This window comes from Nostoc sp. NMS8, from assembly GCF_017115045.1.
In the GTDB taxonomy this organism is placed as follows: Bacteria; Cyanobacteriota; Cyanobacteriia; order Cyanobacteriales; family Nostocaceae; genus Nostoc.
This window is the reverse complement of the sequence record NZ_JABXKK010000083.1, coordinates 18,944-33,727: the sequence shown is the minus strand read 5'-3', so window position 1 is coordinate 33,727 and position 14,784 is coordinate 18,944. Positions and strand designations below refer to the sequence as shown.

The 14,784-nt window shown below is 41.6% G+C and carries 2 protein-coding genes; both read left to right on the top strand.

The annotated features are described in order from the left end of the window. The first annotated feature begins 1 nt into the window (after window position 1). Window positions 2-4,267, top strand: coding sequence for a beta-ketoacyl synthase N-terminal-like domain-containing protein (locus HWQ39_RS15475; protein ID WP_292846454.1), 4,266 nt, complete (start codon window positions 2-4; stop codon window positions 4,265-4,267). A gap of 51 nt (window positions 4,268-4,318) precedes the next feature. After that, window positions 4,319-14,716, top strand: a complete 10,398-nt coding sequence (locus HWQ39_RS15470) for a non-ribosomal peptide synthetase (protein WP_292846451.1) — start codon at window positions 4,319-4,321, stop codon at window positions 14,714-14,716. The last annotated feature ends 68 nt before the right edge of the window (window positions 14,717-14,784 follow it).

Genomic DNA, 14,784 nt, shown 5'->3' with positions numbered 1-14,784 from the left:
AATGACCATAAATTCAGTGCATAACAATAATGAATTTAACAATTCTGAAATAGCAATAATTGCTGTTACTGGTAGATTTCCAGGTGCAAAAGATATTGAATCATTTTGGCAAAATTTACGTGATGGTGTAGAATCAATATCCTGGCTGACAGATGAAGAATTGATAAATTCTGGCATTTCTCTAGAATCATTGAGTAATTCTAATTATGTCAAAGCTAGCACCGCTTTATCAGACATTGAATTGTTTGATGCGAATTTCTTTGCTTATAGTGCCAAAGAAGCTGAGTTAATAGATCCACAACAACGCCTATTTTTAGAATTGGCTTGGGAAGCTGTAGAAAAAGCTGGTTATGACCCGCAAACCTACAATGGTTTAATCGGGGTTTATGGTGGTGTAGGGATGAGTAGATATTTGCTGAATAATATCTATCCTAATCATCAATTATTAGCAACAATTGATCCTATCCAATTAGGAATCTCCAACGATAAAGATTTTTTACCGACAAGAGTTGCATATAAATTAAACTTGACTGGCCCCGCAGTAAATGTGCAAACAGCGTGTTCTACTTCTTTGGTTGCTGTTCATGTAGCTTGTCAAAGTCTCTTAAATGGTGAATGTGACATAGCTTTAGCTGGTGGAGTAACTCTGGCCATTCCCCAAAAAATAGGTTATTTACATCAAGAGGGAATGATTCTTTCTCCTGATGGACACTGCCGTAGTTTTGATGCTAAAGCACAAGGAACAATTGGCGGTAGCGGTGCTGGGATTGTGGTATTGAAAAGATTAAAGGATGCGATAAGCGATCGCGACCACATCCATGCAATCATTAAAGGCTCGGCAATTAATAATGATGGTGCAATGAAAGTCGGCTACACTGCTCCTAGTGTTAGCGGTCAAGCAGCCGTGATTGGCGAGGCTCAAGCTTTAGCTGGTGTAGATGCCGAAACAATTTCCTACATCGAAGCTCATGGTACAGCTACACCTTTAGGCGACCCGATTGAAATTGCAGCTTTAACTCAAGCTTTTAACCAAACTACCGATAAAAAAGGTTTCTGCGCGATTGGTTCGGTAAAAACCAACTTTGGACATTTGGATACAGCAGCAGGTGTCGCAGGTTTGATTAAAACTGTCTTAGCGCTGCAAAATAAAATGCTGCCTCCGAGTTTGCACTACCAGACACCTAATCCCAAAATTGATTTTGCCAACAGTCCTTTTTATGTCAATACAACCCTAACTGAATGGAAAAGAAATAACACCCCTCGCCGTGCTGGAGTTAGTTCTTTTGGTATGGGGGGTACTAATGCTCATGTGATTTTAGAAGAAGCTCCTGTTTTTGAGCAGGGGAGCAGGGGAGCAGGGGAGCAGGGGAGGAATTCTCAATTATTGGTACTTTCGGCTAAAACTGCAAATGCGCTTGAGAAGGCAACAGCTAATTTAATCGCGCATTTAAAAGAGCATCCAGAACTCAACTTAGGCGATGTAGCTTATACCCTCAATAGTGGTCGCCGGGGTTTTAATTACCGACGGATGTTAATTTGTCAAAACTTAGAAGACAGTGTGGAATCTCTCAGTAGTTTAGCAGCCCAACAAGTTTTTACTAATTATACAGAGATTACAGAACGGCCTGTTGTCTTTATGTTTCCTGGTCAAGGTTCTCAGTACGTCAACATGGCGCGAGAAATTTACGAAACTGAAACAGTATTTCGAGAACAAGTTGATTATTGCTCGGAAGTTCTTAAACCTCTACTCGGACTAGATTTACGTCATATTCTTTACCCTAGTGAATCAAAGATTGATGAAGCATCGCAGCAACTTCAACAAACAGCCGTTGCTCAACCTGCTATTTTTGTAATTGAGTACGCCCTAGCTAAATTATGGCAGTCTTATGGAGTAGAGCCACAAGCTGCGATCGGTCATAGTATTGGCGAGTATGTAGCAGCAACTCTAGCAGAAGTTTTTTCCTTAGAAGATGCCTTATCTCTGGTAGCTGCACGCGGACAGATGATGCAGCAACTTCCTACTGGCGCAATGCTTTCGGTTCCCTTGCCCGCAGACAAGATAAAATTCCTGTTAGGGCAAGAACTTTCTGTTGCTGCGATTAATCAACCCTCGCAGTGTGTAGTTTCCGGTTCCATAGCAGCCATAGATGCACTACAAAATCAGCTTGCTGCTCAAGGGATTGAATGCCGACGTTTGCATACTTCCCATGCCTTTCATTCGCAAATGATGGAACCAATCTTAGAAGCATTTGCAGAACGAGTTAAAAAACTTACTTTAAATTCCCCCAAACTTCCTTATATCTCCAACCTGACTGGTACTTGGATTACAGTCACCCAAGCCACAAATCCTGACTACTACGCTCAACATCTACGTTCCACAGTGCTGTTTGCTCAAGGTGTCGAGAAATTATTAGCAACACCTGAGCAAGTATTACTAGAGGTTGGGCCAGGACACACATTAACTACATTAGTCAAGAGACATCCAGACAAAGTAGCCGCACAAACAATCTTGACTTCGGTACGTCATCCTCAAGAAAAGCAATCGGATAATCGTGTTTTATTCACCACATTCGGTCAACTCTGGCTAGCTGGGGTGAAGGTAGATTGGTTTGGATTTTATAGTCAGGATGAATATTATCGTCTTCCCCTACCGACTTATCCCTTTGAACGCCAACGTTATTGGATTGACCCCCCACAAAAAGCAGCTTGGGAACAGTTACAAATCTTACCCACAACATCACAATTGTGGACATCGCTTACACAAGCAGGTCAAAACCAAGCAAATACTAGAAATGCAGAACTTAACGAGTTAACATATCTAGACAATAGACAGTGGTTGGATCGTTTATGTACAGCCTACATCAACTCTGCATTTAAGCAATTAGGGGTTTTTAGCAATCCTGAAAACAAGTATTCTTTAGAGAAGTTGTTGGAGCAACGCCATATTTCTCCCCGCTATCAGCAATTGTTATCTAGATGGTTGCAAATATTAGTAGAACAAGGACAACTACAGCAACATGAAGGGTTATTTTCTGGGCTAGTGCCGTGTTCGCAAGATTATATTCATGAACATTTAGAACAAGTCAGAGCGAGGTTTGCTGCTTCATCTTTAGTAGATTTAGATTTAGTGCAACGCTGTGGTGAAAATTTAGCTGCTGTTGTTATTGGCGAACAAGAACCACTAGAGATTTTCAATGAACTAGTTTACCAAAAAGAAAACAATGGTTCATATTCAGAATCTCCTTTAATTAGTTACTACAACTCTATCTTGCGCTCAAGCTTGGAACAGGTGGTCAAATCATTGCCATCATCTGTTCAGCTAAGAGTTCTAGAAATTGGCGCGGGTACTGGTGTGTCTACGCAAGCATTATTACTTGTGTTGCCACCTAAACAAACCAACTATACTTTTACTGATATTGGTAGCGGTTTCTTAACTCAAGCTGAACAAAAGTTTAACGATTATCAATTTGTTGAATATCGATTATTAGATATAGATAAATCGCCAATTGAGCAAGGGTTTGAGAAGTATAGCTTTGATGTAATCATAGCCTCTAATGTATTGCACGCCACTCAGAACATAGATCAAACACTCCAGCATGTACGCTCTTTATTAGCTCCTGGCGGCTTCCTCTTAGGATGGGAAATCACTCAACCGAAAATAGACTTTGATATCAGTTGGGGTCTGCTATTGAAACCTTTAGATGATAAAAGACGTAACCCCGGTCAGCCTTTTATCACCAAAGTTCAATGGTTTGAAGCACTACTTACTCAAGATTTTGTTCAATTTGCTGTGTTTCCCGAAACTGAAGCGTTTGAGCATCAAATTATTATGGCTCAAGCTTCTGCATCAGCCGCGTTTAGCACAAAATCTCGGCAAAAAGAGACTGACCAAAAATCAGAAATTGCATTACAAACAAAGCCGGATATTTTTCAGCTAGAAAAATTATCTGCACTCCACTCCAGACCTGATTTACCCAATTATTATGTAGCTCCCCGTGATGAGATTGAGCAAAAAATTGCCGATATCTGGCAAGAATTATTAGGAATTAAGCAGGTAGGAATCCATGATAACTTTTTTCAATTAGGAGGAGATTCCCTAATAGCTGTTCAGGTTCTATCCAGATTACGGAATACTTTTTCTATTAAATTAACTGTAGCAAGTTTGTTTGAGTCTCCCACAATAGCTGAAATAGCATCCAAATTAGAAAACAAACTAGAGTCAGATAATAACTTAGGTGCAGTTGAGAGAGAAGAAATATCAATTTGAGTAACAAATAATTTTAAATTACGAATTCGCTGGGGTGAAGGTAATAATTCTATGAATATCCAACAATTAGTAGTCGATCTTAATAAACAGGGTGTAAAGTTGTGGGTTGAAGGTGAGCAGTTACGTGCTAATGCTCCCAAGGGAGTGTTGACGCTAGAAACTCGTGACTTATTAGCTAAAAATAAAGCAGAACTTATCTTGTTGCTGCACGATAAAAATGCGGACACTGATACAGATTTACCCCTCACCAAAACCGAGCGTCCTCAGAACTTACCTCTGTCTTTTGCCCAAGAACGACTCTGGTTATTAAACCAGTTAGAACCAGATAACCCCTTCTACAACGAACAAGTAGCTCTAAAACTTCACGGTAAGTTGAACGTCGTGGCGCTAGAGCAAAGCCTCAACAAAATTATCTCTCGCCACGAAGCCTTACGTACTAACTTACGCACTATCAACGAGCAGCCAGTCCAGGTAATTGCTGACAGTTTAACCTTAAATGTGCCAATAGTAGACCTAACAGAACTACCTGAAAGTGAAAGAGAAATCGCTTGCCAACAATTAGCCACAACTGAAGCTAATCGACCCTTTGACCTTGCTAACTCTCCTTTAATCCGAGCCTCTGTAGTTAAACTCACAGAGGTAGAACACGCTTTGGTATTAACAATACACCACATCATCTTTGATGGTTGGTCAATGGGCGTATTGATGGGCGAGTTAGCAACCATTTACTCAGCCCTCTGCAATAACTTGTCGCCAAAGCTACCTGAGCTACCAATTCAGTATGCCGACTTTGCTATTTGGCAACGGCAATGGTTGCAAGCAGAGGTACTCCAAACGCAGCTTGATTACTGGAAGCAACTACTCAAAAACGCTCCTACCTTACTAGAATTACCTACAGATAGACCAAGACTAGCTATTCAAACTTTCCGGGGCGCAATCCAATATAGAGAATTTTCAAATGAACTGAGTCAAGCCCTTGCCAATTTCAGTAGGCAAGAGGGAGCCACCCTATTCATGACGCTGTTCTCCGCTTATATTACCTTGCTTCATCGCTATACAGGCTCCGATGACATTGTAGTAGGTACGCCCCTTGCTAACCGCGATCGCTTGGAACTTGAAGGGTTAATTGGCTTTTTTGTCAATACTTTAGTGCTACGTACCGATTTGTCAGGCAACCCTAGTTTTCAACAGTTGCTAAGTCGAGTCCGGCAACTGACACTGCAAGCTTACACTCATCCAGACCTCCCCTTTGAGGAATTGGTAAAAACCTTACAGCCACAACGAGACCTCAGCCATACACCACTGTTTCAGGTGATGTTTGTCCTCGAAAATGCGCCCATATCTGAGGTAGAACTGAGTGGGCTAACTCTCAGTCCATTAGCAACAGAAAAGACAACTGCCAAGTTTGATTTAACTTTATTCATTAAAAATACTCCCTCTGGGCTGATAGCTATATGGCAATACAACACAGATTTGTTTGACCCTAGCACCATAGAACGGATGGCAGGTCATTTTGTGACGTTGCTCGAAAGTATTGTTACCAACCCACAGCAGCAAATTTCCCAATTGCCCCTACTGACACAAGTTGAGCAACAGCAGTTGTTAGTATGGAATAATACTCAGGTGGATTATCCGCGCGATCGATCTATCCATCAGTTGTTTGAGGAGCAGGTTGGACGTACACCCGATGCAGTGGCGGTGGAGTTTGGAAATCAACAACTAACTTACCACCAATTAAACTGCTGCGCGAACCAGTTGGCGCACTACCTGAAGTCTTTAGGAGTGAAAGCCGATGTATTGGTTGGGTTGTGTGTTGAACGTTCCTTAGAAATGGTTGTGGGACTATTAGGGATTCTCAAAGCAGGTGGGGCATACCTGCCACTTGACCCAGAGTATCCGACTGAACGCCTGAGTTTCATGTTAGAAGATGCTCAAGTTTCAGTGTTGTTGATTCAGCAGTCACTCGTTGAGAGACTACCCCAGCATCAAGCAAAACTTGTCTGCTTAGATACTGACACTCAACTGATGTCGCAGTGCAGTCAGGACAATCTCATCTCTGGCGTACAAGCCAATAACTTAGCTTATATAATTTATACCTCTGGTTCTACAGGTAAACCTAAAGGTATAGCCATGAATCAGCTTGCCCTTAGCAATCTGATTTTATGGCATCGGGAAAACCTGAAAATTTCTCGTAGAGCAAAAACGCTGCAATTTGCTCCCATCAGCTTTGATGTCTCCTTCCAAGAAATATTCTCTACCTGGTGTTCTGGAGGCACATTGCTGTTAATTACAGAGGAATTGCGTCGTGATGCAGTGGCTTTATTAGGTTTTATTCAAGAAAAAGCTGTTGAAAGACTGTTTGTTCCCTTTGTTGCTTTGCAGCAACTAGCTGAAGTAGCTGTTGATAGTGAATTAGGTACTACTCATCTACGGGAAATCATCACTGCTGGTGAACAGTTGCAAATTACTCCCGCCATTTCTCAATGGTTGTACAAATTGACTGATTGTACTTTGCACAACCATTATGGGCCATCGGAAAGCCATGTAGCCACCAGTTTTACCCTGACTAATTCAGTAGAGACATGGCCGCTACTGCCTCCGATTGGGCAACCAATTGCCAATACACAGATATATGTCTTAGATAAATATTTACAGCCTGTACCTATCGGTGTGCCTGGAGAATTGCACATTGGTGGTGTTGGATTAACGAAAGGCTACTTCAACCGTCCCGAATTGACACAAGAAAAATTTATCTCTAATCCGTTTAACAATTCAAGACTATATAAGACGGGGGATTTAGCACGTTATTTACCAGATGGCAATATTGAATACTTGGGGCGTATTGACAATCAAGTAAAAATACGTGGTTTCCGCATTGAATTGGGCGAGGTTGAAGCAGTTCTAAGCCAACATAGTGATGTGCAAGCATCTTGTGTCATCGCCCGCGAAGATATCCCTGGTGATAAGCGCTTAGTCGCTTATGTGGTAGCACATCAGAACTCTACACACACAACCAGCAAGCTTCGGCAATTCCTGAAAGCAAAGCTGCCAGAGTATATGATTCCAAATGCTGTTGTCATCTTGGAGTCTTTGCCACTAACTCCTAGTGGCAAACTAGATCGCCGCGCTTTGCCTGTACCAGATTTATATAATGATCGCACAGACAAATATGTAGCTCCACGGACTCCAATCGAAGAACTGTTGACACAAATTTGGGTACAAGTGCTGAAACTAGAGCTTGTAGGTATACATGATAACTTCTTTGAACTTGGGGGACACTCGCTACTAGCAACGCAATTGGTTTCACGTATCCGCAACATTTTTAAAGTAGAACTACCATTGCGTGAGTTGTTTGCAAGAGCAACAGTAGCCGAATTAGCACTCTTCATTGAGCAGCTACAACAACAGAACTTACAACTGTCTGCACCACCTATTTTACCAAGAACCAAGAATACAGACTTACCACTGTCTTATGCTCAACAGCGTTTGTGGTTTTTAGACCAGTTTGAGCCGAATAGCCCCTCTTACAACATTCCTGTGGCTTTGCGTTTAGTTGGAACTCTTAATGTTACAGCACTACAGCAAAGCTTACAAGAAATTATTCATCGCCACGAAGCCTTACGTACCAATTTCGTCACCGTTAATGGAAAACCTTCTCAAATCATTCAAACACAAACGAATTGGACAGTTTCAGTTGTTGAGTGCGAATATCTGCCACTAGGCGAACAAGAAATAATTACACAGCAATTAGCGCAACAACAAGCCATTCAAGCGTTTGACTTGGACAATGAAGCATTATTCCGGGCGACATTAGTAGTACTGTCCCAGACAGAACACGTTTTGTTAGTGTGTATGCACCACATTGTCTCTGATGGTTGGTCAATGGGTGTGTTTATCCAAGAACTAGCAGCACTGTACAATGCTTATTCTCAAGGTCAGCCGTCACCTTTAACACCACTGGCGATTCAGTATGCAGATTTCACTATCTGGCAAAGAGACTGGTTGCAAGGCGATGTACTGCAAACTCAACTAAGTTACTGGCAACAACAACTAAAAGATGCACCAGGTTTATTGTCGATGCCCACAGACCGACCCAGACCTGCTGTGCAGACTTTTGTTGGGGCGTATGAAAAGTTTGCACTGTCAGTTGAGTTAACTGATCGGTTGACAAAACTGAGCCAGCAGCAAGGAGTGACGTTGTTCATGACATTGTTAGCAGCTTATGATACTCTGCTTCACCGCTACACTGGACAAACAGACATTTTGGTGGGTTCGCCAATTGCTAACCGCGATCGCTTGGAAAGCGAAGGGTTAATTGGCTTTTTTGTCAATAATCTAGTCATGCGTACCAACTTGGCAGATAATCCGAGCTTTAGTGAATTACTCACTCGTGTTCGAGAAGTAGCTTTAGGAGCCTACGCTCATCAGGACTTGCCTTTTGAAATGCTGGTGGAAGCATTGCAGCCAGAACGGGATCTCAGTCATACACCTCTGTTCCAGGTAATGTTTGTTCTTCAAAATACGCCCATGTCTCAAGTAGAGTTGACTGGGTTAACTGTTACTCCATTGATGAGTGAAGGGACAACGGCAAAGTTTGATTTAACTTTATCAATGCATAACACTGCTACGGGGCTGGTGGGTGCGTGGGAGTACAACACTGACTTATTCGATGCCACTACTATCGAGCGAATGGCGGGGCATTTTGTGACATTGCTAGAAAGCATTGTTACTAATCCGCAGCAGCAAATTTCCCAATTGTCCCTGCTGACAGAAGTTGAACAACATCAACTGTTAGTAGAGTGGAACAATACTCAGGTTGATTATCCACTAAATAAGTGTATCCATCAGTTGTTTGAAGAACAGGTTGAGCGCACCCCGGATGCTGTGGCGGTGGTGTATGAAGATCAACAACTGACTTACCACCAATTGAATTGTCGTGCTAACCAGTTGGCACATTACTTGCAGTCCTTGGGTGTAAAACCAGATGTGCTAGTGGGGTTGTGTGTAGAGCGTTCTTTAGAAATGATAGTAGGGCTACTGGGTATTCTCAAGGCTGGTGGAGCATACCTGCCACTCGATCCAGACTATCCTCAAGAACGCTTGAGTTTTATGCTTGAAGATGCTCAAGTTCCAGTGCTACTAACACAACAGCAACATCTTGAAAATTTGCCTCAGCATCAAGCGGAGGTTGTATGTTTAGATACTGACTGGCAATTGATTTCTCAATCAAGGCAGGATAATGCGATTGCTCCTGTGCAAGATAGTAACTTGGCTTATGTGATTTATACCTCTGGTTCTACCGGAAAGCCTAAAGGAGTGATGCTTTCTCACCGCAACCTTTGCAACCACATGTTCTGGATGCAAGCAACATTCCCCCTGACTGAAGCAGACAAAGTGCTACAAAAAACTCCCTTTAGCTTTGATGCCTCAGTTTGGGAATTTTACGCTCCTTTATTAGTAGGCGGACAATTGCTATTAGCTCAACCAGGAGGTCATGCTGACACTGCTTACCTGTTAGAGTTAATTGCCCAAGAGCAAGTTACTACTGTTCAATTTGTACCATCATTGTTACAAATACTTATAGAACAAGGAGGACTCGAAACTTGTCAGTCCCTCAAACAAATCTTCTGTGGAGGTGAAGCCTTACCAATTGCTTTACAAGATCAGGTGTTAAGTAATCTCAATGTCAACTTGCACAATCTCTATGGACCGACGGAAGCTTGTATTGATGCAACCTTTTGGACTTGCAAAGAAGAAATTAAACGGCAGGTTGTCCCTATCGGTCGTGCGATCGCTAACACCCAGGTTTATATTTTAGATGAATATCTGCAACTAGTTCCGATTAATGTGCCAGGAGAACTGCACATTGCCGGTGCTGGATTAGCAAGAGGCTACCTCAACCGTCCTGAGTTGACAAAAGAAAAATTTATCCCTAATCCTTTTAGCGATGAACCACATTCCCGCCTTTATAAAACTAGTGATTTAGCACGTTATTTACCGGATGGCACAATTGAATACCTTGGTCGCATCGATAACCAAGTGAAGATTCGCGGCTTCCGCATCGAACTTGGAGAAATCGAAGCAGCCTTCAACACCCATCCCCAAATCCAACAAGCTGTAGTTATTGTCACAGAGGATATTCCAGGTAACAAACGCTTAGTTGCTTATGTAGTCAAGAGTGATGAATCACTTACCACCAACCAACTGCGTCAATTCCTCAAGCAACAGCTACCAGAATATATGGTTCCCAGCGGCTTTGTCACCTTAGACAACCTACCGTTAACACCCAACGGCAAAATAGACCGCAAAGCACTACCAACACCTGATGGGGAAATTAGCCGGGAACATGAGTACGTAGCGCCACGTACAGCCATAGAACAAATTTTAACCAACATTTGGCAAGAACTGCTGCTCAAAGAAAAAGTCAGCATCCACGACAACTTCTTTGAAATTGGTGGCGACTCCATCTTGAGTATTCAAATAGTTTCTCGTGCCAAAAACTCAGGATTACAAATCACTCCCAAACAAATATTCCAAAACCAAACCATCGCCGAACTTGCCAGGGTTGCCAATACAACAGTGAGTGTTGAGTCTAAACAAGGGATAGTGACTGGAATTGCACCCCTAACACCGATTCAACAAAGATTCTTTGCACAAAATAGACAAGAGCAACACCATTATAACCAATCAGTTTTATTGCAGATTCCAAATCATCTACAAACTGAATTAATTACAATAGCTTTGGAAAAGTTGCTAGAGCATCACGATGCTTTGCGTTTAAAATTCACATCAGCTGCATCTGAACACAAACAAATAAACCAAGGGTTAGATGATAACATACCATTCGCCATAGTAGATTTATCATCAACATCTAAAAGTAAACAACCACTAGCTTTAGAAAAAATCGCCGTAGAATATCAAGCAAGTTTAAACTTGTCAACAGGGCCGATAATAAAAGTGGTGATGTTTAACTTGGGTGATGAAAGTGATGCCAGGTTACTAATTATTATTCATCACCTAGCAGTAGATGGTGTAAGTTGGCGAATTTTATTATCAGACCTACAAAGAATTTATCAACAATTAGTTACTCAGAAACCGATTGAGCTAAGTGCGAAAACAACAGCATTTATTGATTGGGCAGAGAAATTAAACAATTATGCACAGTCAGAAATTATCAAACTGGAGTTAGACTATTGGCTGAACCATCCTTGGTCGAAGATAACACCATTACCACCAGATAATGCTGACATTCAACCAGAAAATACAGTAGGTAGTGCTGCTTGTGTGTCATTGAAATTAACTCAAGAAGAAACTCAAACTCTGCTGTTGTCAGTAAACGAAGCTTACAACACACAAATTAACGATATACTGCTAAGTGCATTAGTACTTTCAATAGCAGAGTGGACGGGAAATTCAACAGTACTAATTGACTTAGAGGGACATGGCAGAGAAGAACTATTTCCAGATATAGATTTATCACGAACTGTAGGTTGGTTTACTAGTTTGTTCCCCGTATTATTGCAACTACCTTCATTAAACCAACCGGGAGAAATAATCAAATCAATCAAAGAACAATTACGAGCGATTCCTAATCGGGGGATTGGCTACGGGATATTGCGTTACTTGTGTAAAGATCCGACTGTTAATGAACAAATCGAGACAATTCCCGCTTCAGAAATTAGTTTTAACTATCTGGGACAATTTGACCAAGTACAATCAGAAACCGGTTGGAAATTTGCGGCTGAATCTGCTGGTGCTAGCCAAAGCTTAAAGCAAACTCGTGACCATCTATTTGATATTAATGCTTTGGTAGTAGAAGGGAAACTAGGAATTGAGTGGACTTACGATAGTCATGTTCACACTCGTTCCACAGTGGAGAAATTAGCACAGAGCTATATTCAATCAATCAGGTCAATAATAGAACATTGCCAGTTAAAAGAAAATAGAGAATATACACCGAGCGATTTTCCAGATACACAGTTGAATCAATTAGAACTGGATGAATTATTAACTCGATTCCCAACCAAAAACATTGAATCAATTTATCCACTTTCTCCTTCACAACAGGGAATGCTCTTTGAGACTCTATCTGCTTCTGAGTCAGGGATACATCTTGAGCAGTGCATTTTAAACTTACAAGAAGACCTAGACTCGTTAGCTTTTGAAAAAGCTTGGCAGCGTCTTCTCGAGCGGCACTCGATTCTCAGAACAGCCTTTATTTGGGAAGCTCAAAATGAGCCACTTCAAGTTGTGCTGAAGGGAGTAGAAGTTTTACTAGAGCAGCAAGATTGGCGCGGACTTTCTCTACCCAAGCAGCAAGAAAAATTAGAAACCTATCTCAGTGCAGACCGACTGCGTGGTTTGGAAATGACTAAACCACCGTTAATGCGTTTGGCGCTTTTCCAAGTAGGCTCCAATGCCTATCAATTCGTCTGGACTTCTCATCACATACTTACAGATGGCTGGTGCGTACCTCTCATCTTCAAGGAGGTTTTCGCATTCTACGAGGCATTCAGTAAAGGTCAAGATTTATTCCTGGAACCCAGTCATCCCTACAGAAATTATATTACCTGGCTAAAACACCAGGATTTGTCGCAGGCAGAGGCATTCTGGCGGGACAAACTTCAAGGTTTCAAAAGTCCAACCCCACTGGGAATAGAAGCTGAAGCTGTTAATTTTTCTGCCCAGGAAGAGCGCTATGGTGAACAAAAAGCCTGCTTACCAGCTGCGGCGACAGCAGCTTTACAGTCTTTGGTGCGGCAACATCACTTGACCTTAAATATTCTAATTCAAGGCGTTTGGGCTTTGCTCTTGAGTCGCTATAGCGGTCTTGAAGATGTGGTATTCGGCGCGACTGTCTCTGGTCGTCCCTCGGAATTGGTAGGGGCCGAATCTATGTTAGGTCTTTTCATTAATACCCTACCAATGCGGCTTTTGGTTTCTCCCCAAGCATCACTTTGGTCTTGGCTTAGAGATATCCAAAATCAAAGCTTCACGCAACGCGATTATGAATATTGCTCTGAAGGACAAATTCACGAATGGGGTGAAGTACCCGGCTCATTACCTCTTTACGAGAGTCTTCTGGTTTTCCAAAACCATCCAGTTGGTTCATCAGTAAAACAGTCGGTGAACGATGACAAGAATCAATCTCAGACTCGTTCTATAGGCGCACAAACAAAATATGCCCTCACCATTCTAGTTAGCCCAAGTTCAGAGATAGAGTTTCGCGTCATCTACAACCGATACCGTTATGACAATCCGGCTATAACCCAGATTTTGGAACATTTTCAGGCTTTATTGAACAGTATTGTTGACCTTCCAGAGCAGCACCTTGAAACACTGATAGAAAGGATTTCGGCAGAGCAAATTCCGCAAGTTAGACAGCTTCCGAAACTTATTCAGAGAGAAGTGCGAAAGGGCTTTAACGAACCTAGAAATCTGTGTGAATTTCAATTGTTACAAATTTGGGAAGACATTCTAGGCATTCATCCTCTCAGCATACAAGATAACTTCTTTGAACTTGGAGGTCATTCCCTTCTAGCTGTCCGTCTCATGTCCCAGATTCAAAAACATTTCCAGATAAATTTACCTTTAGGTATTTTGTTCCAATATCCTACCATCGAAGAACTAGCACATTTTCTAGATTTTTCAACAGATTCTTTACCTTGGTCTGCCCTAGTTCCTATCAAAAAGAATGGCAATCAACCACCTCTGTTCTGTGTTCACCCTGGTGGAGGAAATGTTCTTTGCTATCACCATTTTGCTTATTATCTCAGTTCAGACCGACCATTCTATGGACTAGAATGTGTTGGTTTAAATCCCGAAAATCAACCTCATATTAGCATTGAGCAAATGGCAACTCACTATATCCAAGAGTTGCAAACTGTTCAACCTCATGGCCCTTATTTCCTCACTGGCTGGTCTTTTGGGGGCTTAGTAGCTTTTGAGATGGCTCAACAACTTTCTCATCAAGGTGAACAGATAGCTCTGTTAGCTCTAATAGATACTACTCCTCCTTATCTAAGTTATAAAGAACCAGTAGACTATGCTTTTCTATTAGTAGAGTTATTCAAAGATCGTTTAGACCTTTGTTTAGAGGAACTGCGACAATTAGAACCAGAGGAACAGATAATTTATGTCGAGGAACAAGCTAAACAGAAAAATGTAATTATACAAGGTTTTGACTTCGAGCAAGCTCCCCATCTTCTGAAAATTTTCCAGATCAACGCTGAAGCCGTACAAAATTACAAAGGTGAATATTACTCAGGCTCAATTGTTCTATTTAAAGCCAGTGAAACTGATGCCGATCTTGAATATCACTGGAATGAACTAGTTGAACATATAGAAACTGTTGTAGTTCCTGGTAATCATCTAAACATGGTGTTACCACCTCATGTCCAGACCCTAGTTAAAGAACTCGAAAAGTTTATTGAACAAGCAAGAGACTAATCAATAGACATCTAATAAAAACTATGTAGAGATGCTAATTTGCGTCTTTACATTGTTAGTAAACACCC

What these genes read in the sequence shown, in the direction of transcription:
- HWQ39_RS15475 (WP_292846454.1), top strand. Translation starts at nt 2, where the DNA reads ATGACCATAAATTCAGTGCATAACAATAATGAATTTAACAATTCTGAA.
- HWQ39_RS15470 (WP_292846451.1), top strand. Translation starts at nt 4,319, where the DNA reads ATGAATATCCAACAATTAGTAGTCGATCTTAATAAACAGGGTGTAAAG.